General features: G+C 63.2%; 18 protein-coding genes. 13 read left to right on the top strand and 5 right to left on the bottom strand.

Going from position 1 to position 23,926, the window contains the following annotated elements; translation table 11 throughout:
- Positions 1–23: 23 nt before the first annotated feature.
- The 5 genes from ACOYJL_RS04425 to ACOYJL_RS04405 form a co-directional block, all read right to left on the bottom strand.
- Positions 24–608 (bottom strand): sugar O-acetyltransferase, encoded by a 585-nt coding sequence (locus ACOYJL_RS04425; RefSeq protein WP_433569011.1) that lies wholly within the window; start codon positions 606–608, stop codon positions 24–26.
- Between the two features lie 168 nt (positions 609–776).
- On the bottom strand, positions 777–2,135 hold the full coding sequence (locus ACOYJL_RS04420) for a hypothetical protein (protein ID WP_433569010.1): 1,359 nt from the start codon (positions 2,133–2,135) through the stop codon (positions 777–779).
- A gap of 127 nt (positions 2,136–2,262) precedes the next feature.
- Positions 2,263–3,153 carry a LysR family transcriptional regulator gene (locus ACOYJL_RS04415; protein WP_433569009.1) on the bottom strand — a complete coding sequence of 297 codons (891 nt, stop codon included), beginning with the start codon at positions 3,151–3,153 and terminating at the stop codon, positions 2,263–2,265.
- 217 nt (positions 3,154–3,370) lie between these two features.
- Entirely contained in the window at positions 3,371–6,007 is a 2,637-nt protein-coding gene (locus ACOYJL_RS04410; protein ID WP_433569008.1) for a heavy metal translocating P-type ATPase, read from the bottom strand.
- Between the two features lie 12 nt (positions 6,008–6,019).
- On the bottom strand, positions 6,020–6,334 hold the full coding sequence (locus ACOYJL_RS04405) for a metal-sensing transcriptional repressor (protein ID WP_433569007.1): 315 nt from the start codon (positions 6,332–6,334) through the stop codon (positions 6,020–6,022).
- 367 nt (positions 6,335–6,701) lie between these two features.
- Between ACOYJL_RS04405 and ACOYJL_RS04400 the strand changes: the two genes are divergently transcribed.
- The 13 genes from ACOYJL_RS04400 (at position 6,702) to ACOYJL_RS04340 (ending at position 23,749) form a co-directional block, all read left to right on the top strand.
- A complete protein-coding gene (locus tag ACOYJL_RS04400; RefSeq protein WP_433569006.1) occupies positions 6,702–8,171 on the top strand; it encodes an amidohydrolase family protein in 1,470 nt (489 codons plus the stop codon).
- A 199-nt stretch (positions 8,172–8,370) separates the two neighbouring features.
- The gene (locus ACOYJL_RS04395) at positions 8,371–9,405 is read left to right on the top strand and encodes a BMP family protein (RefSeq protein ID WP_433569005.1); all 1,035 of its coding nucleotides are present in this window, start codon (positions 8,371–8,373) and stop codon (positions 9,403–9,405) included.
- 111 nt (positions 9,406–9,516) lie between these two features.
- Positions 9,517–11,850 (top strand): xanthine dehydrogenase family protein molybdopterin-binding subunit, encoded by a 2,334-nt coding sequence (locus ACOYJL_RS04390; RefSeq protein WP_433569004.1) that lies wholly within the window; start codon positions 9,517–9,519, stop codon positions 11,848–11,850.
- Entirely contained in the window at positions 11,847–12,380 is a 534-nt protein-coding gene (locus ACOYJL_RS04385; RefSeq protein WP_433569003.1) for a (2Fe-2S)-binding protein, read from the top strand. The genes ACOYJL_RS04390 and ACOYJL_RS04385 overlap by 4 nt, the downstream gene beginning before the upstream one ends.
- Positions 12,377–13,360 (top strand): FAD binding domain-containing protein, encoded by a 984-nt coding sequence (locus tag ACOYJL_RS04380; protein ID WP_433569002.1) that lies wholly within the window; start codon positions 12,377–12,379, stop codon positions 13,358–13,360. Before ACOYJL_RS04385 ends, ACOYJL_RS04380 begins: the two co-directional genes overlap by 4 nt.
- The gene (locus ACOYJL_RS04375) at positions 13,357–14,691 is read left to right on the top strand and encodes an amidohydrolase family protein (RefSeq protein WP_433569001.1); all 1,335 of its coding nucleotides are present in this window, start codon (positions 13,357–13,359) and stop codon (positions 14,689–14,691) included. The genes ACOYJL_RS04380 and ACOYJL_RS04375 overlap by 4 nt, the downstream gene beginning before the upstream one ends.
- Position 14,692: 1 nt before the next feature.
- Positions 14,693–15,769 (top strand): 4Fe-4S binding protein, encoded by a 1,077-nt coding sequence (locus ACOYJL_RS04370; protein ID WP_433569000.1) that lies wholly within the window; start codon positions 14,693–14,695, stop codon positions 15,767–15,769.
- 10 nt (positions 15,770–15,779) lie between these two features.
- Positions 15,780–18,050 carry a xanthine dehydrogenase family protein molybdopterin-binding subunit gene (locus tag ACOYJL_RS04365; RefSeq protein WP_433568999.1) on the top strand — a complete coding sequence of 757 codons (2,271 nt, stop codon included), beginning with the start codon at positions 15,780–15,782 and terminating at the stop codon, positions 18,048–18,050.
- Positions 18,051–18,692, top strand: coding sequence for a flavodoxin family protein (locus tag ACOYJL_RS04360; protein ID WP_433568998.1), 642 nt, complete (start codon positions 18,051–18,053; stop codon positions 18,690–18,692).
- A complete protein-coding gene (locus ACOYJL_RS04355; protein ID WP_433568997.1) occupies positions 18,674–19,210 on the top strand; it encodes a (2Fe-2S)-binding protein in 537 nt (178 codons plus the stop codon). Before ACOYJL_RS04360 ends, ACOYJL_RS04355 begins: the two co-directional genes overlap by 19 nt.
- Positions 19,207–21,498: a xanthine dehydrogenase family protein molybdopterin-binding subunit gene (locus ACOYJL_RS04350; protein ID WP_433568996.1), complete on the top strand. Its 2,292-nt coding sequence runs from the start codon at positions 19,207–19,209 to the stop codon at positions 21,496–21,498. The genes ACOYJL_RS04355 and ACOYJL_RS04350 overlap by 4 nt, the downstream gene beginning before the upstream one ends.
- Positions 21,462–22,829 (top strand): amidohydrolase family protein, encoded by a 1,368-nt coding sequence (locus ACOYJL_RS04345; protein ID WP_433568995.1) that lies wholly within the window; start codon positions 21,462–21,464, stop codon positions 22,827–22,829. The genes ACOYJL_RS04350 and ACOYJL_RS04345 overlap by 37 nt, the downstream gene beginning before the upstream one ends.
- Positions 22,829–23,749, top strand: coding sequence for a dipeptidase (locus tag ACOYJL_RS04340; protein WP_433568994.1), 921 nt, complete (start codon positions 22,829–22,831; stop codon positions 23,747–23,749). Before ACOYJL_RS04345 ends, ACOYJL_RS04340 begins: the two co-directional genes overlap by 1 nt.
- Positions 23,750–23,926 lie beyond the last annotated feature (177 nt).

The following is a 23,926-nucleotide window of genomic DNA, read 5'->3' as shown; positions in this document are numbered from 1 at the left end:
CAATGCGCAGCCCTTGCTGCCTGCTACTCTTGCTGCTCGCTGCCTTTGCCCTGGTCAATCGTGCGCTTGATCTTTGCGGGGACGCCTGCCGCAAGGCTGTTGTCTGGCAAGTCACGGGTTACGACCGAGCCCGCGGCGATGACGCAGCCGCAGCCGATGGTGACGCCCGGCATGACCGAGACGTTCGCGCCAAACCAGCAGTTGTCGCCAACGGAGATGGGCGAGGCCTTCTCAAGACCGGCGTTTCTCGCCTTCGCCTCCAGCGGGTGGCTTGCAGTATAGAAGCCGCAGAACGGGCCGACAAAGACATGGCTGCCAAGCGTGATGGGCGCGCCGTCCATGAAGTAGCAGCCGTGGTTCACGAAGGTGCCCTCGCCAAGCGTAATGTTGCTGCCGTAGTCGACATAGAGCGGGGCGAGCACCTCGCATCCCTCGCCAAGACCGTCTCTCAACAGGTGCCTGAGCGCGGACGCCTGCTCTGGGGAGCCAGGGCGCGCCTGGTTGAAGTCATATGCCACCTGCGCCGCCGCAAGTCGCTCCGCAATGAGCGCCTGGTCGTTGTTGGCGTCGTACCACTGTCCTGCCAGCATCTTCTCGCGCTCGCTCATCTGTTCTCCGTTCGCATCTTCTGGAATTACACAAACCATGATAAGCAATCAATGGCAGGCGCCTGGCGCGTCTGCCCTCCTCGCGCCGAAGCCAAAGGCGGCGCAAGAAGCCCCGCTCTCGAATGTTCGAGAGCGGGGCAAGACAGTCGCTTGCGGGGTGCGAAAGGCTTACTTCGCGTCGAGGCCGGAGGCAATCTTAGAGGTGTCGAAGGTGCGGTTGTCGCCCACGTCATGGATGTAGGGGAACGGAGCGATGGTGGCACGGATGTCCTTTATCTTTCCGCCAAAGTCGCCCCACTTGATGATGACCTCGCGACCGTCCTCAATCTTGTCGACGTCAATCACGGCGTGGCTGATCATGACCTTGTAGTGCGAGGAGTACGTGGGGTTCGCGGAGATGCCGATGTGGCTGCCGTCCGCGTCGCAGACCCAGTCCTGGTGACCGCCTGCGGGCTGCTGCTCGGCGCACGGGAAGTCGATGTACTTGTAGGGGTCGTCGGTGAACTGGGAGCGGATGACATCGGCGATGTCGTCGGGGTTCAGCACGAGCGAGACGACGCGGCGCTTGGGGCTCGCCATCTCGGCCTCGAGCGCCGCGCGGCCCAGGAAGTCGTGGTTGAAGCGGGCCATGAAGTCCCAGCGGCACTCAACGGCGGTGCGGAAGCGCGCCTCGATGTTTTTGGGGTCGATGCTGCCGGTGTAGTTGGGGGTGAACGGCGCGGTTGCGGTGAACTGCGGGTCTGCGTAAAGCGAGGACTCAAAGTTGACGGTCATCTGGGGGTTTCCGCCAAAGGTGTGGTTGATCGTGTAGTCCTTCCACCCCATGCGCTTCATGCCCATGGGCTTGCCAATCTGGTAGAGCTTGTCGTAGACGGCGGGGCCAACCTCGGCGGGGCCGTGGACCTCATAGGAAAGCGTGCCGCTCATGCCGATGCGCACAAACTCCAGGTCGGCGTCGATGCCGGGCATGCGGAGCGGAACGATCTGCAGGAACTTCACGTCATGAAGGTTGGTCTGAGAGGCCTTCTCCACGATGGTCAGCGAGGTGGGGCCGGACAGCTGGAAGATGAAGATGTTTCTCGTGGTGTACTGCACGTTGTACTTGCCCGTCTGCATCGCGGCAAGGTAGGGGACCGAGCAGCCAGCCGTGGTGCGGAACTGGGTGGGGGAGTCCTTGTAGAAGAGGGCATGGTTGGTGACATAGCCCTTCTCGTCCAGAGAGACGAGGTGCTTGCACTTGCCCTCCTTCCACTTCGTCACGTCATTGATGCTGAAGTCGGAGAGGAGCTTCTCGGCGTCGGGTCCGCTGAAGGTTTCCTCGGCTCCCGAAAGGCCGGCATGAATGTAGCAAGACTTGAAGTAGCTCTCGCCAATCGCCTTCCAGCCGTCTGCTTCCCAGGTGATGTGCTTGCCAAAGAGGTTGCCGATTTGATGCACGTCGGGGTACTCGGGCTCAACGTCGAGCACCTTGTAGGTTGAGGTGTGAAGGTCCCTGTTGTTCTCGTAGCTGTCCATCTTGTCGCCCATTGCATTCCCTTTCGCGGAAGAGTTTCCGGGCACGTTGTCCGGCCGTCAAGGCCATGGTAGGAAGCTCCGGGACCCCTCGTGAAATGCCGTTGCCGTGAGCGTTATGCTCGTTACGCATCGACCCAGATTAGGGGTAGCAGCTGCGAATTGCCTTTCCGAGGAGCGGTATGGTCGGGTTGTCGTTTGACTTGAGCCACACGAGGCTCACGTCGCAGGAGTAGCGCTCCGGCATGAAGTCGCGGTATGCCGTGCTTGGGCCGTAGGCGTGGGGGTTAGCCATGGGAGAGAGGTAGACGCCGCCGGTCTCCTCCAGAATCCAGGGGACCTCGTCGTAGTTGTCGATGGGCGCGGTGCTCTTGAAGTTGATGCCGTTCTCCGAGCAGATGCGACGCAAGACGCGGTCTCCCATGTTGAGCGCAAACGGTTCTCGGGGAACCAAGAGGGTCTGCTCGGAGAGGTCCTTCGGGCTGATGCTGTCCATCGTGGCGAAGGGGTGGCTCGTGCTGTAGATGAGGCAGTAGGGAATCTTGAGGAAGGGCATCACTTCGACGTCCGTGCGCCCGCAAAGCGCCGCGCCGTAGACGATGACCGCGTCGACGGCTCCCGAGAAGAGCTCCTGCTCGAGCTCCCCTGGCTGCTTGGAATGAAGCGTTACGTGCACCTTTGGGCTGCGCTCGTGGAAGCGCTTGCAGATCTTATAGACGTAGCTGTCGCGGTCGTAGTAGAGGACGCCGAGGTCCATTGAGCCCTCGGTCTCGCGGTCCTGCTCCGAGAGCTTGGCGAGCAGCTCGTTGTAGTCTTCCATGATGCTCTCGAACTGCTTGAGCGTCGTCTCGCCGGCGGGGGTGAGCCTGAAGTGGTTGTGCCCGCGGTCGATGAGCTTGACTCCGAGCTCCGTCTCGAGCGCGCTGATATGACGGCTGAGCGCCGACTGAGCAATGTAGAGCTCCTCTGCCGCGCGCGTGAAGTTCTTCGTATGCGCAAGAAGGATGTACTCCCTTATGTCGCTGATCTTCATGAAGGTCCCTCCGCTTCTCCTCTCCTTTGCTTTTGCCCCCTTTTCCTGCGGCAAGTTGGAGCCTCGGGCAGATGGCCGACAAGGGAAGGCGGACGGCATCCAGGCGGCAACTCGCGACGCTGCAGAAAAAGAAAGCGCCCGCTCCCCGAGTGGAGAAAGCGGGCGCTCGCGAGGCGCTCTGCGGCAGGCGCGTCAGAAGATGGAACGCAGGCAGCGCTTACGCGACCGCGGTGACCTCATAGCCGGCGTCGGCGACGGCAGCCTTCAGCGCGTCGTCGGTCACGGACGGATCGGCGTCAAGCGTGGCGGAGTTGTTCTCCAGCGAGACCTTCACGTTGGAGACGCCCTCGACGCCCTCGAGCGCCTTGGTCACGTGCATGACGCAGTGCTCGCACATCATGCCGTCGATGGAGAGGTTCTTGGTTGCCATGTTGGTGTCCTTTCTCTTGGCCGGGGTAGTTGCCACGGCGTTGTCTGAAGCGGTGTCGGTAATAACAGTGGGCTCAACCTGCTGCGCCTCGACGCTTGCCTGGGAAGGCTTCCAGCCAAAGAGGCGAAGCGCGTTGGAGACGACGAACACTGACGAGAAGCCCATGGCTGCGGCGCCGATCATGGGGTTGAGCGAGATGCCAATCGGCACGAGCACGCCCATGGCCACGGGGATGCATATCGCGTTGTAGAAGAGCGCCCAGAACAGGTTCTGGCGGATGTTTCTCATCGTGGCTCGCGAGAGCTCGATGGCGGTGGCGACGTCGGCGGGGTCTGAGTGCATGAGCACGATGTCGGCCGAGCTGATGGCGACGTCGGTGCCGGCGCCGATGGCGATGCCCACGTCGGCGCGAGCAAGTGCCGGGGCGTCGTTGATGCCATCCCCCACCATGGCCACCTTCTTGCCCTGCTTCTGCAGGTCGTGGACCTTCTCCTCCTTCTGGTTGGGGAGGACGCCGGCGATTACCTCGTCCACGCCAACCTGGCGGGCGACGGCAGCGGCGGTTGCGACTTGGTCGCCGGTCAGCATGATGGTGCGGACGCCCATTGAGCGAAGGCGGGCGATGGCGGTGGCGGAAGTGGGCTTGACCACGTCGGCTACGGCCACAAGGCCAAGCGCGCGGCCGTCAGCGGCAAAGTAGAGTGGCGTCTTTGCCTGCCTGGCAAGCTCGTCGGCGGCCGCTGCGAACGCGGAGACGTCCACGCCCTCGCGCCTCATCAGCCGGGCGTTGCCGGCAACCACGCGCTTGCCGTCTACGGTGGCCACAAGCCCTCCGCCGGCAACCTGAGTGAAGTCGTCGACCTTCTCCGCGCTCTCAGAGAGGCCGCGCTTGTCCGCGTAGGTGACGATGGCTTGCGCCAAGGGGTGCTCGCTTCTGCGCTCGATGGCGGATGCAGTGCGCATGAGCTCGGCCTCGTCTACGCCAGAGGCAAGGTGGACGTCGGTAACGGCAGGGGTTCCCTCGGTGATGGTGCCGGTCTTGTCGAGAACCACGACATCGAGATTGCAAGCGGTCTCAAGCGACTCGGCGCTCTTGATCATGATGCCGTTCTTGGCGCCGCGCTCGGTGCCCACCATGATGGCGGTGGGTGTGGCCAGGCCCAGCGCGCAGGGGCAGCTGATCACGAGGACGCTGACCGCGTAGTTGAAGGCGGAGGCGAAGTCGCCCGGTGCGAAGAAGATTATCCACGCGAGGAAGGTGACCAGCGCGATGCCGATGACCACGGGAACGAAGACGCCTGCGATTCTGTCGGCCTGGCGCTCGATGGGCGCCTTGGAGCTGGTGGCCTCGTCGACGAGGCGAATGATGCTTGCAAGTGCGGTGTCGTCGCCGACGGCGGTGGCCTCCATCACGAAGTAGCCGCTCGTGGAGACCGTGGCGCCGGTCACGTCGTCGCCGACGCCCTTCTCCACAGGCACGGACTCGCCGGTGATGGCGGACTCGTCCACGGCGGCCGACCCCTCAACGACGCGTCCGTCCACGGGCACCGACTCGCCGGCACGCACCACGAGGCGGTCGCCAACGCGCACCTGCTCGGTGGGCACCTGAGCTTCCTCGCCATCGCGCAGCACGGTTGCCGTCTTTGGAGCAAGGTCCATAAGGGCGGAGATGGCACTCGTGGTCTTGCCCTTGGCACGCGCCTCGAAGAACTTGCCCAGCGTGATGAGGGTCAAGATCATGCCCGACGAATCAAAGTACAGGTGATGGAAGGCGGTCATGGCGCTGGCCATGTCCATGGCCCCGAGCGCCCACGCCATCTGATAGAGGCTCACGAGGCTGTAGCCGAAGGACGCCGCCGAGCCGATGGCGATCAGCGAGTCCATGTTGGGGGACAGGTGGAAGAGCGTCTTGAAGCCCGTGATGAAGTAGTGTCGGTTCACAAACAGGATGGGCGCGGCGAGAAGAAGCTGCGTGAGCGCATCGGTCATCATGCCCTGCTCGCCCGCGAACCACGGCAGCTGAGGCCAGCCAAACATCGGGCCCATCGCCAGATAGAACAGGGGCACGGCAAAGACGGCAGAGACGATGAGCTGCGTGCGCTTCTCGTCCACGGCCTTCTGCGCCGCAATCTGAGGATCGACAAAGTCCGAGGCGGCCGAGCCATCGGCCTCGGCGTGCTTTTTGCGCGGCGCGGCGCCGTACCCCGACTTCTCGATAGCCTCGACGACGGCATCGGCGGTCTCTTTGCTGCCGTCGTAGGTGAGCTCCATTGAGTTCTTGAGCAGATTGACGTTGGCGTCGGTGACGCCTGGGACGCCTGCTGCGGACTTCTGCACGCGAGCCGCACAAGCGGCGCAGGTCATGCCCGTGATGTCGAACGTCTCCCGAACTTCCTCGGGGGGCGCTTGCGTTGCTACTGGCACTGCAAATCCCTCCTACATGAACTTCTTGAAGAGACTCATGACCTCGTCAACGGCCTCGGTGTCGCCAGCCTGCACGCGTTCGACGACGCAGGTCTCAAGGTGGTCCTGCATCACGATGCGCGAGACGGACTTCACGGCCGACTCGACGGCGGCGAGCTGCGTGAGCACGTCACCGCAGTAGCGGTCCTCGTTGACCATCGTCTCAATGCCGTTGAGCTGGCCGATGATGCGATTGATGCGGCAGGTGACGTTGCGCTTGACCTCGTCGGAACGTGGGGTCTGCTTCATGTGGCACTCTTGAGCCTGCGCCGTCTGCTTGTTGGCCATGGGTTCCTCCTACGTTGGTCTTTCAAATACCCCATGGGGTATCTTTCCAACGCAGTATATACCCCTAATGGGTATGTTGCAACGCAATCCGACTAAGTTTGTTTGTCGGTCTCATGTGGTTGGCGCGGATGGCCCCCACAGCAGTGCTTTCATAAAAATTGTTTCCTAATTGTTCCCATGAGGTTAAGCGCAACTTCAGGTAATCGCACTTTTCATACAGCCGTGTTACGAACCGAAACGACTGTATTTCGCGATGTTTCCGCTTGAACGAGGCGGCCTATAGTGCGCCTTGTGAGCCCAAAGACCCACAAAGGTTTATGGGCTTTGCTCATGCAAAAACTCGATTTGCAGCAGAAGGAGGGGTTTCATGGCGTGCAGGGACGACAAGCTCGACCGGCAGACGAATGCTTCCATTGAGAAGGTAAAAACCGATCTGCTCTTAACAAACGCGACGTTCGTGACGGTCAATGGCACGCGTGACGTCATCTTTGACGGCGCGATGGCCGTGGCGGACGGTTGCATCACGGCCGTGGGCCCCTCGGCAGAGGTTGAAAAGACCTGCTCGGGCCCTGATACGACCATCGTGGACCTTGGCGGGAAAGTGGTGTTTCCAGGCTTTGTGAACACCCACAACCACCTCTTCCAGACCCTCCTCAAAGGGCTTGGCGACGACATGGTCCTCAAGGACTGGCTTTCCACCATGACCTTTCCTGCGGCGACCCATCTTTCTCCCGACGACTGCCATGCCGCCGCCGTCCTGGGAATCATCGAGGGAATTCGCAGCGGCATGACCTGCGAGCTTGACTACATGTATGCGCATCCGCGCAGTGGCTTGGACGAGCCCATTCTGCAGGCGATGGACGAGTGCGGCGTTCGCGGCATCTTTGGCTACGGCGCCATCGACACGGGTCTTGACTTTGGCGTGGACCCTGGGCTTGTCAACAAGAGCGATGACGTGATTCGCGAGCTTGACCGGCTCTGCAGCACCTACGACGGGTCAGCTGACGGTCGACTGCGCGTGTGGGCGGCCCCGGCTGCGCTGTGGTCCAATTCGGAGCGCATGTTTCGCGGGCTCTACGAGGTCGTCTGCGATCATGGCGACGGAGTCACCATCCACGTCTCCGAGACCCCCTTTGATCGCGAGGCGACGGTGGCGGAGCACGGGTGCGCTGGCACGGAGTGCCTAGAACGGCTTGGCATCGACGGCCCCAACGTTCTCATGGTTCACTGCGTATGGCTTACGGACGATGACATCAAGCGCGCAGCGGAGCACGACTACAAGGTCTCCTACAACCCCGTGAGCAACATGTACCTCGCCTCTGGGGTGGCGCCCATTCCCAAGATGCTCCGTGCTGGAGTGACCGTGGGGCTTGGCGTCGATGGGGCCGCGAGCAACAACGGGCAGGATATGCTCGAGCTTATGAAGACCGCCGTGCTGCTTCAGAAGGTCGAGAGCCGAGACCCCGTCGCCCTAACCGCAGAAAAGGCGCTCGAGATGGCGACCATCGACGGCGCGCGCGCACTTGGGCTCGATGACCAGATTGGCTCGCTCGAGCCAGGGAAGCGCGCAGACTTCGTCGTGTTTGACCCATACGCCTCTCCCAAATCGATTCCGATGCACAATCCGGTGTCAGACCTCGTCTATTCGTCTGCGCCAAGCTGCATAACCGATGTGGCGGTTGATGGGCGGTTCTTGCTGCGTGACGGCGAGCTCACCGTTGTCGATGAGCACGCGGCTTTGGCTGAGGCGCAGCGGTGTGCCGACGACCTTTGCGCTCGTGCGGGCATCACCAATCGCGGCTCTGGCCATGCATGGACGATTCCGGTCGGAATGTAGCGGCTACCCAGATTTGTCAATACATCAAATTTTATTAGTTACAGAGCGTTGCTAGCACGAAATACGGGTGGCACCGGTGCGTAACTTCGCCGACGCCCTCGGGAAACTCCCCCTTCGTAGGATTTTCGTTGAAAGAGATTATGCGCGGCCATCAGTGCGGCGGCGGCATGATCTGAAAACACAATCGGAAGGACCTCTCATGACTGCACAGAACAACGGCATTTCTCGCAGGAGCTTCGTCGGTCTCATGGGAATGGCATTTGCCGCCGCTGCGGCAGGGCCGCTCACAGGCTGCTCTTCTTCGGACGACAGCTCCTCGGAGTCTGACAGCACGAGCGAGTCGCACAGGGCTGCCATGGTCATCAACGGACCCATGAACGACGGCGGATGGTTTGCCGCTTGCTACGATGCGATGATTGGAGCCGCGGAAGACCTTGGGTGGGAAACGGCATACTCGGAAAACATTGACCAAGCCGACTACGTCACGACTATGCAGAACTACGTGAACGAAGGCTTCGACCTTATCCTCCTTCCGGGCCAGGAGTACGAGGATGCCGCGAAGCAGGTCGCAGAGGACAACCCCGACGCCAAGTTTGCCGTGCTCATGGGCACCGACGACGACCTTGACGGCATCGAGGGCATGTACTATGACGACGCCCAGGTCGGAAAGCTCGCTGGATGCCTCGCCATCACGCTCACGGAGACAAAGAGCGTTGGCTTCATTGGCGGTCAGGAGCTCGACAACACCCAGGCAAAGCTCGCGGCCTACAAGGAGACTGTCGAGACGCTCGACCCGGACGTCCAGGTCTCGAGCGTGTTCGTCGGGTCGTTCAGCGATGTCGCAAAGGGCAAGGAAGCGGGCTCGGTCATGTTCAACGACGAGAGCGTCGACGTTCTCTTTGGCGACGCCAACGCTGAGGAGACCGGCGCCATTGAGGCCATGCACGAGGCTGTCGAATCCGATGGCATCCAGCGCTATGTCATCGGCCTTTCCAGCGACCTTGGCGGCGAAGACGACGACACCTACGCCAACAGCATCATCCTCGACCACAAGGTCATGTTCGAGGAGGCAATGCAGGACGCGGTGAGCGACTCCTTTGGCAACAAGGCCATCAAGGGCGACCTTGGGACTGGCGCCGTCCGCATGGGCACCTTCTCCAACACGCTGGTCTCCGAGGAGAAGCAGGCCACGTTCAACGACTACGTCACCCAGATTGAGAACGGCGAAATCTAGGAGCTGCCTCGCTCGGGGCTGATTGGAGGGCAGGCAACGTGGATCCGCCTGGCAAGAAGGCGGATTCACGACGCGCCAAACGGGAGGGCGCTGGAAGGGGGTCTTTTGCCCATGTCGTCTGCAACAAGACAGGAAAGCATCATCGGCCGGTCTGTGCCTCGCGTCGACGGACGCGAGAAGGCTACGGGTGCGGCGACCTATGCCGATGACCTGCACGTTGCAGGCATGGTGTACGCGGGATGCCTCCACTCGCGCTTCCCCCACGCAACCGTCGAGGTCGACGCCACAAAGGCGCTTTCGCTGGACGAGACGCTGGCCGTCCTCACCGAGAAGGATTTTCCCAAGCCACAGAGCATGTACGACTGGTACTACTGCACAAGCCATCCGCGCTTCGTGGGCGACGTGGTCGCAGTCGTCGCGGCGCGCAGCCCCAAGGGGCTGGCGCGCGCGATGGCCGCCGTCAAGGTCACCTACCACAGGCTTCCCGTGGTCTCCACCGTCGAGGACGCCCTGAAGCCCGGAGCGCCCCAGGTTCGCGAGAAAGGCGTGGGCCTCTCGCCTGACGGGACGCCAGACCCAAGCATTCCGGGCAATGTGTTTCCGGAGTCATTCCGTCCGCTTCGCAAGGGGAGCACAAGCCAGGGCTTCTCGCAGTCGCGCTGGATTCATGAGGGCACCTACCGCACGGGGTATGTCGAGCATGCCTACCTAGAGCCGGAGAGCGTGACGGCCATCCCCGTTGGCGACACCATGGTGATTCGCTCCTGCTCGCAGCAGGGGCACATGCCGCAACGCTTCGTGGCAGACTGCCTGCAGATTCCGATGGCGCGCGTCCGCGCCGAGCAGTGCGTTGTCGGCGGATCGTTTGGCGGCAAGTTCGAGACGGTGGGGCTCATGTGCGGCCGAGCGGCTCTCGTCGCGCGCATGCTGGGGCTTCCTTGCAAGCTTACGTACTCGCGAGAGGACTCCCTGCTTGAAAGCCCCAAGCGCCATCCCTTCATAACCCATATCCGCATTGGGGCGAGCGAGGACGGCCATTTTCTGGCCTACGAGGCTCGCCAGGTTGAGAACGCCGGCGCCTACAACAACCAGGCCCCATGGATGAACATCCGTGCGAGGGCTCATTCTGCCGGTCCATACGACATTCCCAACGTGAGGACAGACACCTACGCGGTGTTCACCAACAATCCGGTGCCTGGCGCGTTTAGAGGGTACAGCTCTCCCCAGGTCATCTTCTGCAACGAGATGGCCGTCGACGAGCTTGCGGACGAGATGGGCGTCTCGGTCGTCGACCTCAAGCGCAAGAACCTCCTGCGGCGGGGGTCCAAAACGGCAACGGGACAGGTCCTTGTCCACCAGACGCTTCTGGTGGACATGATGGACGACATCGTGACAGATACGCGCTATCGCGAGAAGGACGCCAGCTGGCGCGGCCAGGCGGGGCGCATGCGCCAAGGCATTGGGCTTGTGACGAGCTATCGCGGCGTAGCGCTTGGCGGCGAGGGATGGGATTCGTCCGGCGCCATGCTCACCGCATTGCCGGACGGCAGCTTTACCCTCAGAGCCGCGCTCATGGAGATTGGCCAGGGGCTGCGCACGGTCTACACCCAAATCTGCTCAGAGGCGTCCGGCATTGCCCCACAGGACATCGTGATGGTGGACGTTGACACGTCGGCGATTCCCGACTCGGGCCTCACGGTTGCTTCGAGAAGCACGGCGCAAGGCGGTCATTCCGTGCAGATGGCGGGAGAGGCCATGCGCTCGATGCTCCTCGAGACTGCCCGCGAGCTTCTGCACGCTGGCGAGGACGAAGAGGTCGAGCTGGAGAACAGCGTCTGCTACGTGGCGGACGACCCCTCAAGGAGCGTCACGCTCGCCGAGGTGTGCGAAGCGCGGTCCTACTCTGGAAAGCCTATGGCTACCTACCAGTGGTACCAGCCGCGCGAGCTGGTCAACGACGACACCACGGGGCAGGGCGAGGCGTTCACCACCTACGCCTACGGATGCTGCGTCGCCGAAGTCACCGTCGACACGCTTACGGGCAGAGTCCGGACCGACCGCGTGAGCTCGTACCACGACGTGGGCCACGCCATCAATCCGGAGCTGGTCAGAGGGCAGGTTTGCGGTGGGATTCTCATGGGCATTGGGTTTGGGCTCACAGAAGAGGTGCGCATGGACCAAGGGAAGATGGCTGACGTCAACCTTGACTCCTACCTCATCCCCACCGCGGCCGATGCCCCTGCCATCGACGTGAGGCTCTACGAGTGCAGCGACCCTGAGGGGGCCTTTGGCGCAAAGTGCATTGCCGAGGCGGCAACCGAGATGGTGGGCGCGGCGGTGGCGTTGGCCGTGAAGCATGCGATTGGCTGCCAGGTCCGCCAGCTGCCCCTTACCCCCCAGCGCATCCTCGGCCTTCTTGACGCGAAGGAGAGGGGTGCGGCATGAGCGGAGCGGCAGAGCCCGTTCGCGTGCGCCTTCGCGTGAACGGCTTCGAACATGACCTCCTGGTTGACCCTGGAGATCGCCTCATTGACGTCCTCAGGGATGGGCTTGGCCTTACGGGCACCAAGGAGGGCTGCGGCATCGGCGTGTGCGGCGCATGCACCGTTCTGGTGGATGGGCGGGCCGAGAATTCCTGCCTTGTGCCTGCGGCATCGCTCGATGGCGCGAGCGTCACCACGGTCGAGGGGCTCGCGGACGGCGGTCAGCTGAGCGCGCTGCAGGAGTCCTTCCTGCGCCACCACGCCATCCAGTGCGGCTTCTGCACGCCGGGGCTGCTGCTTGCTGCCACCTCCCTCTTGAGCGAGGACCCCCATCCAACGGAGACGCGCGTGCGCGAGTCCCTGAGGGGAAACCTCTGTCGCTGCACGGGATACGAGCAGGTCGTCGAGGCAATTCTCGACGTGTCCGGAACTGCCGTCGACGCTAATCCCGACGTCGTCGTCGACAAAAGAGGGGAGGGCGGTCGCTCATGATGGTTGCTGGCTATGCGCGGCCTTCTTCTCTTGAGGAGGCGCTTTCCCTGCTTGCGAACCCTGCCACAATTGTCCTCGCGGGAGGCACCGACGTGATGGTCAAGGGGCGCACGCGCAGCCTCTATGGCAATCGCATCCTGGTGGACGTCACGCGCGCAGCCGAGATGCGCGGGATCTTCGCCCATGACGGGCTTCTGGACATTGGCGCTGCAGAGCCGCTCTCGAGCCTCGCCGAGTCTGACATGGTTCGGCGCCTCTCGCCCGTGTTGTGGAAGGCCGTGCGCAGCATAGGCGGGGTCCAGACGAGAAATCGAGCGACGCTTGGAGGAAACCTTGCAAACGCCTGCCCTGCGGCAGATGGCATATGCGCATGCGTTGCTCTTGGCGCAAAGGTGGTGCTTGCGGGCCAAAGCGGCCATCGTTGCGTTCCCGTTGCCGAGCTCTTCAAGCCCTGCGCGGCTTGTTTGACCCACGAGGGGATGCTCGTCCGCACCTGCCTCTTTGCCGATCCGCGTGAGAAGAAGACCGTCATGGAAGCTGGCGAGCTCATCGTTCGCGTGCTCATCCCCGAGCGCGCGCCGCGAGAAGTGGGCGCCTACGTGCGCCTCTCGGCAAATGAGGGAATCGGGCTTGCTGACGTCAATGCCTGCGCGGTCGCTCAGCTGGACGAGAGCGGGACCGTTTGCGAGGCCCGCGCCTGCGTGGGAGGGGTCCTCCCGCAGCCGCATGCGCTCGAGGGCCCAGAGCTTCCCCTGGTTGGCAGCCCGATTTGCGAGGACGGCATCCGGCGCTGCGCTGACGCGTTCGGCGCGCTCATGGATGCCGAGTGCAAAAGGCTTGCCAACGGGGCGTACAAGCGTAGGGTGGCGCCCGTGGTTCTGGCAGATGCCCTTCGAGCGCTCGGGCCGGCGGGAGAGGACGTTCCCAACGTGCCGGGGCTTCGGAGGATGCCGGTTTCTGGTGGGGAGGACATGGTATGAAGGCGATAGAGTCCGATCTTGTCGTGTGCTCGGCTGACAAAGTCGTCCCGGATGCGACGGTCCTCGTCGAGGGCGGACGCGTTGCTGGCGTGTGCGCCAACGCAGAGCTCGCCGGGCTTGTCTCATCGGGCAAGCTCGCGGCCGGCGACGTCATTGACAGGCGCGGATGCCTTGTCATGCCCGGGCTGGTCAACACCCACATGCACCAATATGGCGTGCTCTCGCACGGGATTCCTCCGGCGCAGGGCGTCACGGGCTTCGAGAGCTTCCTCCTCGACTACTGGTGGCCCCGCATTGAGGACCGCGTGCGAAAGAGCGAGGTCCTGACGACGAGCTTGGCGACCATGGCAGAGATGCTCCATAGCGGAACGACCTCCTTCTGCGACATTCTTGAGGCGCCACTCTGCGAAGGAGACACGCTTATTGCGCAGGGCGAGCAGATAGAGCGTGCCGGAATGCGCGCGATTGTGTCGCTCGAGAGCTCAGAGCGCGTGAGCAAGGCGAACGGCGAGGCCTGCCTTCGCCAGAACGCCGAGTCGGCGCAGCACTTCTCCGCACGTGGCACCGGGCTGGTTCGCGGGGCAATCTGCACGCATACCACCTTCACCTGCCCTCGGGGCATGATTGAGCACGCCAAGGAGCTTGCTTGCGAAAATGGCTGCCTCTACCAGTTCCATCTCTGCGAGAGCCGCTATGAGCTCGAGTGGGCAATGTCTCATCTGGGCTGCACTCCGCTTTCGGTCTACAACAGCGCAGGGGCGCTTGGACCGGACACGCTCGCGGCGCAGTGCGTCAAGCTGGGAGAGGGAGACCTCGACCTGCTTGCCTCCTCCGGCACGCGCGCGGCGCATCTGCCCATCAGCAACTGCGAGGTTGGGGGCGGCTTCGCCCCCGTGCCCAGCATGCTCCAAAAGGACGTCTGCCTGGGGTTGGGGACCGACGGCTATGTCAACGACATGTTCCAGGTCATGCGGGCGACGTTTCTCGTGCACAAGGCCGCATGCGAGACGACGACCGTGATGGACTCCAAGCAGGTCTTCTCGCTTGCCACGGAGAAGGGCGCACAGGCCATGGGCCTCTCCAAGGTCGGCCGCATCGAGAGCGGCTGGGCGGCTGACCTCGTTGCCTATGACATGGCGCCCCAGCCAACGCCCATCAACGAGGGCAACGTCTTCGACCAGCTCGTCGTCTTTGGCCGCGCGTCGAGCGTGCGTGACGTGTGGGTTGCCGGCAAGCGCCTCATGCAGGACGGCCGGCTGCTCACGCTCGACGAAGAGCGCAATGCGGCCCAGCTCAGGCAGTGCGCCGACACTTTTTGGAGGGGATTGTGACATGAAGTGCACGATGTTCGGACGCGAGGTTGCCTCTCCCATCGTCGTCGGGTCGGGGCCGGCAACCTTTGATGCTGACGCGATGATTGCCTTGGCGCATGCTGGAGCTGGCGCCGTGGTGACGAAGACCATCAACCTCCATGCCGCCGACAACCCCACCCGCCACATGGTCCAGGCCGCGCCCGGCACGCTCATGAATTGCGAGAAGTGGTCCGACCTTCCCATGGATCGCTGGCTTGACCAAGAGCTGCCTCGCGCGGTCGGCGCCGGGGTGCCGGTCATCGCAAGCGTCGGCCACACGTGGAAAGACGTGGCCGCCTGCGCCCAGCGCATCGAGGAGATAGGCTGCCTTGCCATAGAGCTTGTGTCATACGACGAGAAGACGGTACTCCCCATGGTGGAGAAGTGCCGCGAGCTCGTCGACCTTCCCATCATCGTGAAGCTGTCGCCCAATACGAGCGACCTGGTGGCCCATGCGCGCCGCTGCCTAGAGGCTGGGGCGGACGCCCTCACTGCCTGCGACTCCATGGGCCCCGCCCTGCTCATCGACATAGAGACGGGGGCTCCCGTCCTTGGCGGCCCTGACGGCAGGGGATGGCTCTCTGGCGCACAGATTCTCCCCTTTACGCTCGAGAAGGTCTGCACCTTGCGTCAGGGCTTGGCCGACCTCGACGTTCCCATCATTGGGCTGGGGGGCGTCACCACCTGGCAGGCGGCGCTTCAGATGGCCATGGCAGGCGCCAACTACGTGGGCGTCTGCAGCGCCGCGATACTCAAGGGGCCTGGCTTTGTGGGCAAGCTCGACAAGGACGTCGACGCGTGGCTTTCGTCCCATGGCCACGCAGACCTTCAGGAGATTGTCGGTGAGGTGGGGCGCCATCTCCCGCAGCAAGAAAGCCCATACCGCATGACATGGGACGATGCCACCTGCACGCGCTGCGGCCGCTGCGTCCGGTCCTGCCCGTATGGCGCGCGCTCCATCGACGATGGTGGCAAGGGATCCATGCACGTGGATGCCACAAAGTGCCGGAGCTGCGGCCTTTGTGTCTCCCTGTGCCGTAGCCTCGAGCTTGCCTAGGAGGGGTTGCATGGGAGAGGAGCGTGTCATAGGAAAGCCAAGGCCCATCCGCGATGCTGCGTCAAAGGTCACGGGGCGCAAGGCCTATGTCGGCGACATGTCGCTTCCGGGCATGCTCACAGGCAAGATGCTGCTTTCCGACCGCCCTCACGCTCGCGTGGTGTCAATCGACACAAGCGAGGCCCGCGCCATGCCTGGCGTGCACGCCGTGGTGACGTGGCAGGACTGTCCCGACGTTCGCTACAACAGCGCAAAGCGCATGATAGACGCCCAAGTCCCCCTTACGGAGCGAGTGCTTGCCCGCGAGGTTCGCCACGTTGGCGACCGCGTGGCCGCCGTCGCGGCCGAGACCGAGGAAGAGGCCACGGCCGCAGTGCGCGCCATCAAGGTGGTCTACGAGGACCTTCCCGCCGTCCTGAGCATCGACGAGGCGCTGGCGCCCGGCGCCGAGCCCGTTCATGGCACAAGCAACGTGGTGGGCACGCTCGAGAAGGGCGACGCGGACATCAAGGCCCATCTGGCCTCATGCGACCATGTGGTAAGCGGGTCGTTCTCCACCCCGCCCATTCACCAGGGGGCCATCGAGCCCCATTGCGCGATAGCAGACTGGAGCGCGGAGGGCAAGCTAACGGTCATCGCCCCTTGCCAGAATTCCTTTGCGTACCGAGTCATTCTCTCCGAGATCTTCGGTCTGCCGCTCAACCTTGTCCGCGTCGTGGTGCCGGCCATCGGGGGCGGGTTTGGCGGCAAGCTTGAGATGACCATAGAGCCTGTCGTCGCCCTTCTCAGCAAAAAGGCGGGCAAGCCGGTCAAGATGGTGCTCACGCGGCGCGAGACGATCATGACGACGCGCGTTCGCCACGGCTCGCAGTCTCGGGTGCGCATGGGCGTCAGCGACGAGGGAAAGCTCATTGCGATAGACGTGGATTGCGAGACCAACACGGGTGCCTATGCGGGGAGCGCCTTCAACGTAGCGGGTGCGCTGCTCGAAAACCCGTTCCAGCTCTACAAGGCGCCCTACGTGCACGTTCGCGTGAGGCCCGTCTACACCAACACGGTTCCGGGCGGCGCGATGCGCGGCTACGGCGGTCCCGAGGTCTACTTCGCAACCGAGTGCATGGCCGACCGCGCGGCTCGCGCAATCGGGCTTGACCCGGTTGAGTTCCGGCGGAAAAACCTCATCGAGCCCGATGCGGTCGACGAGGAGGGCGTCTCCCGCGGAAACCCGCGACCCCAAGATTGCCTCGAGCGTGCCTGCGAGCTGATTCGCTATGACGCCGAGCGAGAGCGCATCCACTCTCTCGGGTCGAACGAGCGCTATGCGTGGGGCATCGGCGTTGCCGTGGGGAGCCATGGCAACAACTGCTACGGCGTCCACAGGGACGTTGCGAGCCCCATGATCAAGATGAACGAGGACGGCTCGGCCGTGCTCTACACCGGGTCTCACGAGATGGGAAACGACACCCTTGGCACCCAGGCGGCCATCGTCTCCGAGGTGTGCGGCGTGCCCCTCGAGCAGGTGGGCATCGTTGCCTCTGACACCGATGCGGTCCTCTGGCACATTGGCGACTACGCAAGCCGAGGCACCTTCGTAATCTGTGCCGGCGTCAAGCGCGCGGCGGAGCTCATGGCCGCCGAGCTTCGCAAAGAGGCTGCGCCTCTGCTTGGCTGCGACCCCTCGCAGGTTGAGCTGCGCGACGGCCGCGCCTGGTTCGAGGAGGGCGGCCGGGTGGTAACGCTTCGCGAGGTCATGGTTCACTGCCAGGCGGTCACTGGCCGCGAGCTGTGCGTGCACGTAACCTATGCCGCCCCCCGTGGCGTCTGCTCGTATGGGGCGCACGCGGCTGTCGTGCGCGTTGACCGAACCACGGGAGAAGTGCGCGTGGAGCGCTATGTGGCAGTGCACGACGTGGGCCACGTGCTCAACCCGCTCATGCTGCAGGGGCAGCTCGAGGGCGGCATTGCCATGGGCCTTGGCTATGCGCTTTCGGAGCGGATGGACTTTGCCGCCGACGGCAAGCCGCGCCAGCTTACGCTGGGGCGCTGCGGCATGCCGAGGTCGACAGACATGCCCGACGACCTCAAGACCGACTTTGTCTGCGCGGACGGGGGAGAGCCCGATGGCCCTTGGGGCGCAAAGGCACTGGGCGAGAGCCCCGTTGTGCCTGTGGCGCCCTGCATCGCAAACGCCATCGCCGACGCCATCGGCGTGAACATCAGCGACTTGCCCATGGACCCCGACCAGGTGCTCACCGCTATAAACAGAGGAGAGGAGAACTAGATGGCTGCTATAAAGATTTTGGGTATCTGCGGAAGCCCTCGGAAGAAGAGCGCCTACACGGCTCTGAAGGCCGCGCTCGACTCTGCGTCGGCGGCCGACCCGGAGGCGGAGTGCGAGCTTGTTGAGCTGCGCGGAAAGAAGTTTCACCTGTGCGTGCACTGCAACCAGTGCCTGAGGAAGGGCTCCGACCGCTGCACGGTCTTTCAGGACGACATGACTCCCCTCTATGACAAGTTCTACGAGGCGGATGGCATCATCGTGGCGAGCCCCGTCTACGAGATGAACGTTACGGCGCAGACCGCGGCATTCTTCGATCGCTTCCGCTCTGCGTGGAAGCGTGGCATCGACGACCCCGAGTTCTTCGTCCGGAAGGTCGGCGCCGGCATCGTCGTCGGCGGAACCCGCAACGGAGGCCAGGAGATGACCGTCGACGCCATCAACCACTTTTTCCTGGCCCAAGGCATGACGCTCGTGACCGGCGGAAACGGCATGTACACGGGGGCAATGCTCTGGAATCCGGGCGACGGCTCCACGGACATGGACGACCCTGCCGGCATCGAGAACGCAAAGGTCCTCGGCCGGAAGGTCGCCGTGATGGCCCGGGTCATGAAGGAGGCGGACCTGTGGAATCTTCAGGCATGATAGCGGTGACGCTGAACGTGAACGAGCGCGAGTACCCGCTGCTCGTGCCTCGAGGAGAGCGCCTGCTGTGGACGCTGAGGGAGCGCCTGGGCCTCACCGGCGCAAAGTGCGGCTGCGGCACCAACGATTGCGGCGCCTGCCGCGTCATCGTCGACGGGCAGGCCCGCAACTCCTGCGTCCTCTTGACCCGCAACATGGAGGGAAAGAAGATCGAGACCATCGAGGGGCTTTCGGACGGCCTGACGCTTCATCCCATCCAGCAGGCCTTCATCGACGCTGGGGCGGTGCAGTGCGGCTTCTGCACCCCGGGGATGATCATGAGCGCGAAGGCCCTTCTCGACGCCAATCCCAACCCCACGGAGGAGGAGGTTCGCGAAGCCATAAAGCCCAACCTCTGCCGCTGCACGGGCTACGTCAAGATCGTCGAGGCAGTGCTTCTCGCCGCGCGTCGGATGCGGGAGAAAAGCGAGGTGGCGCCCAACGAGAACGCGGCCATTTCTGGAGGGGTTTCGTCGTGAGCGGAGAAGCTCCAAGAGGACGCGTGGTGGGCCATCCCCATCCCGTGCACGATGCCCGGCTCAAAGTCACCGGGCAGCTGCGCTATGTGGATGACATGAAGCTGCCCGGCATGCTGTACGGGAAGGTTCTTCGCTCGCCGCGACCTCATGCCCGAATAGTCTCCATAGACACCTCAAGGGCCGAGGCGGCTCCGGGCGTGCATGCTGTCATCACGCACCGGGATGCACCCCAGGTACGCTTCAACGCCAATGGCGAGGACAGCGACGTGCTGCCCTCCGAGCGCATCCTTGACGACGTCGTGCGCTTTGTGGGCGACAAGGTTGCCGCCGTGGCGGCAGAGACTCCCGAGCAGGCCGAGCAGGCGCTGAAGCTCATCGACGTCGAGTACGAGGACCTGCCTGCATACTTTGACCCTGAGGAGGCGGCCGCTCCGGGCGCCTACCCCATCCATCCCGAGCTGAGGCCGGAGGGCAACGTCCTTATCCCGGTGGACAAGTCTGCGGGAGACGTCGACGCCGCGCTCTCGATGGCCGACGTGGTCATAGAGGGAAGATACGAGGTCCCCGCCGTGCATCACGCCGCCATCGAGCCCCATGTCGCCCTTGCCAGCTACGATGCGTCTGGCATGCTCACGGTGTGGACCCCAACGCAAGACGTGTTCGGACAGCGCGCGAACCTCTCCAAGGCGCTGGGCCTGCCCGAGAGCCGCGTCCGCGTTCTCAACCCCGCCATGGGCGGCGGATTTGGCGGCAAGATCGACTTGGTCTGCGAGCCCGTTGCCAGCCTGCTCTCGATGAAATGCGGCAGGCCCGTCAAGCTCGTCCTCACGCGCGCGGAGGACATCGTCTCTGGGCCCACCCGCCATGCCGAGGTCATCTACTCGCGCATGGGCTTCATGCGCGACGGGACAATGGTTGCGTGCGATTACAAGGTGTACCTCTCCTGTGGGGCGCAGTCGGGCGGCAGCATGTCGGTGGCATGGGCCGCAGGAGGCAAGTTCTTCAAGCTCTTTCGCACGCCCAACCTGCGCTATCGCGCCTATCCGGTCTACACCAACCGCAGCAGCGCCGGCGCCATGCGCGGCTTTGGGTCGCCCCAGCTCTTCTTCGTGATGGGCTCGCAGATGAACGAGGCGTCACAGCGCCTGGGCATCGACCCGTGCGAGCTCTATCTGAAAAACGTCAACGATCCTGACGCCGTCGACCTTCTCGGCGAGCCAATAGGCAACATGCGAGCGGCAGACTGCATACGGCGGGGTCGCGCGCTGTTTGGCTGGGACAAGATGCGCGAGAAGTCCGAGCAGTCCAGGCGCGAGGGCGGCCGCTTCAGGTACGGCTGCGCCTGCAACGTCGCGCCCCATGGCAGCAGCCTCTTTGGAATCATGCCCGACACCTGCGGAACCATGATCAAGATGAATGGCGACGGCAGCATCACGCTGTTCACGGGCGTGAGCGACATGGGCAATGGGTCCAACACGACGCAGATGCTCGTCGTGTCGGAGGAGCTGGGCATCCCGCTCGACCACATCTCACTTGTGAAGACCGACACTGAGACCACCCTCTATGACGTTGGAGCCTTCGCAAGCCGCGGGACCTACGTGGGCGCGGGCTCCGCCCTTGCCTGCGCAAGGCTCGTCGCCGAGCGCGTGAGGGCAGAGGCGGGGGAGCTTCTCGAGGTCGCGCCAGAGCAAATTGAGCTCTGCAACGACGGAGCGCAGGCAAAGGGCGACCCTGGCCGTCGCGTGACAATGCAGCAGGTTGCCGAGCATGCCCATGCCAACGAGCGCGACATCGTCTGTACCAAGATGTATGGCACGACCGCCGCGCCCATCTCTGTGGGTGCCCACTTCTGCCTGGTGCGTGTGGACGCCTCGACGGGAAAGGTCGACGTGCTCCGCTACGTTGCCGTCCATGACGTCGGTCGCCCTCTGAACCCCATGGGCCTTGAGGGGCAGGTTGACGGGGGAGTGCAGATGGGCATCGGCTATGCGCTCTCTGAGGGGATCGTCCTCGACGAGAACGGCGGCCAGCCTCGTCACAACTTCCGCGACTGCCACCTGCCGCGCGCAACCGACATGCCGCGGGACATCCAAGTCGAATTCCTTGACAGCGAGGAGCATACCGGCCCCTTTGGCGCCAAGAGCGTGGGGGAATGCGGAACCGTGCCCGTTGCAGGATGCGTTGCGGCGGCAGTCTCCAATGCCGTCGGCCATCAGTTCACAAGCCTGCCCATTCGAAAGGAGGACGTGCTGTGCGCATTGCGCGAATCGCCAACGCAAGGGTCGTGACGCCAGAAGGCACCGTCGAGGGCGACGTGACCTTTGAGGTTCCAGAGTCACGGGACCAGGTCGGCCACATTCTCGAAGTCGGGTCTGCCACGTCTCCTGTCGACCAAACCTTTGACGCTCGTGGCGCGTGGGTCGTGCCTGGAGGAATAGACGCCCACGTCCACTTTGGCGGCTTTGGGACGATTCCCATTGCCGATGGCTTCTATCGTGGGTCGCGCGCAGCGCTGGCTGGCGGCACCACGACGGTCATAGACTTTGTGGAGCCAGATGGCGAGGAGAGCGTGAGCCATGCCTTGGGCCGTCGCCTTAAGGACGCGTCCGTCTCTGCGGTCGACTATATGTATCGCCTGGTGCTGACCGAGCGCTACGAGCAGCAGATCAATGACCTTCCGCTGGCAGAGCGGGCTGGCATCCACGACTTCAAGCTCTTCACCATCTACGAGGGGGAGACGCTTCGCGAGGATGACCTCGGCTTTATCTTTGAGCGGCTTTCGGATGACCCTCGCCGCACGTTTCTCGTGCATGCAGAGGACCCCGACGAGATTGCGCGGCTCCAGGCAGGCCATGGCGACTCGACGGACTTCTTGGAGCTTGCCAGAACGCGTCCCGCTGAGAGCGAAGAGCGCATGGCACGCATGCTGTGGCGCCTTGTGGATGAGACGGGCGTGCGACTTTGCATTGCGCATGCCACGACTGCCGGGACCATGCATCTGCTTGATGGTCCGGCCCCGGCGAGAGGGGAGTTCGTTGCCGAAACATGCCCCCATTACCTGGAGTTTTCCGAGGATGCCCTCAAGGGGGCGGATGGCTGCCTCTTCACTATGACGCCGCCCTTGCGCACCGCGCCAGACATCGAGGAGCTTTGGGAGAAGGCGCTCGCGGGCAGGCTGATCATCTCCACCGACCACTGTCCCTACTCGCTGAGCGACAAGCGTGGCACGACCTATCAAAGCGTTCCTTGCGGCGTCGATGGTGTCTGGACGCGCATGGCCTGGCTCTACTCCGAAGGGGTCCAGCGACGGGGCATGGGCATGGGCACGTTCGTGCGGCTCACGTCGGAGAACGCCGCGAGATTCTACGGCCTCTATCCTCACAAGGGGGCAATTTCCCCAAGCTCTGATGCTGACCTTGCCGTGATTGGGGACGACCAATGGCAGGTGCGCATTGAGGATGCCCCGGATGCGCTTGACTACACTATCTGGGAAGGAAAGCGGCTGGCTGGGAGCATTGTCAGGACATATCGCGGAGGAAGCCTCGCCTTTGACGGCGAGCGCGTGCTGGCACGCCCTGGCAGCGGAAGGCAAATTGACAAGACGAGGATGGACGCATAGTGCGCTACTTTGACAATCACGCGGATACGCTGACCGAACTGCCCGAGGGAGGCTCCCTATACGAGAACGAAAACGACGTCGACCTCAAGAGGGTCGACGCGTTTGCAGACACGTATACGCAGGTCTTCGCTCTGTGGCGGGACATGGCGCAGGTCGACAACAAGCGCGTGGACGAGGAGTTCGAGCGCGTCTATGACCGCGCGCGTGGTCTGATTGCCGCCCAGAGCGGAAGGGTCGAGCTGGTTACGGACGCCAAGAGCATGCATGCCGCGCATGCGGCGGGGCATGCCGCCGCCTTCCTCTCTCTTGAGGACGCCTCGTTCGCTGGATCTCACATCTCTGAGGCCTATGACAGGGGCATCAGATTCTGCATGCTTGCCTGGAACTACGAGAACAGCTATGCGTGCGGCGCTGCCTGCGACCAGCGCCGCGGTCTTACCCAACGGGGCCGTAAGCTCGTTTGCCAACTTGTGGGGCAGGGCATGGTCATGGACGCCTCGCACCTGTCTGACGCAGGCGTCGACGACCTTCTGTCGCTTGTGGAGGGACCGGTCATTGCGTCTCATTCCAACGCGCGTGCCGTGTGCAATGTGCCCCGCAACCTGCCAGATCGCTACATCGAAGAGATTGCACGCCGCGGCGGGATCATCGGGCTCAACCTCTTTGCCCCCTTTGTGGCCGACGACCCATCCGTGGATGACGTCCTTCGTCATGCGGACCACATCATGGAGATTGGTGGCGAGGACGTCCTTGCGATGGGCGCGGACTTTGACGGCTGCGATGGGCTGTTTCCCAAAGGCATCGCTGGCGTGCAATCGATTCCCTCCCTTCGCGCTGCGTTTGCGACTTCATTCGGAGAGGAGCTTGCCGAGAAGGTCTTCTTCACGAATTCCGAGGCTTTCATAGAGAGGAACTTCTAGAGCGTCGTGCCCTGAGGCTTGCTAGACCGTTCCACACAGGCCCAATACTCATTGGGCAGGGGACACTTATGCAAAATATATTTTATAAAAAGTTTTTAACTTAAAATAACTGCATATGAAATGAATTTGATACAAGCCTGCGAAGAACAGGAAAGCAGAGGCATCTACCGTTCTAGA

Origin of the sequence: Tractidigestivibacter sp. (genome assembly GCF_050946515.1) — a bacterium.
GTDB lineage: Bacteria > Actinomycetota > Coriobacteriia > Coriobacteriales > Atopobiaceae > Tractidigestivibacter.
This window is presented reverse-complemented; position numbering and strand designations above follow the sequence as displayed.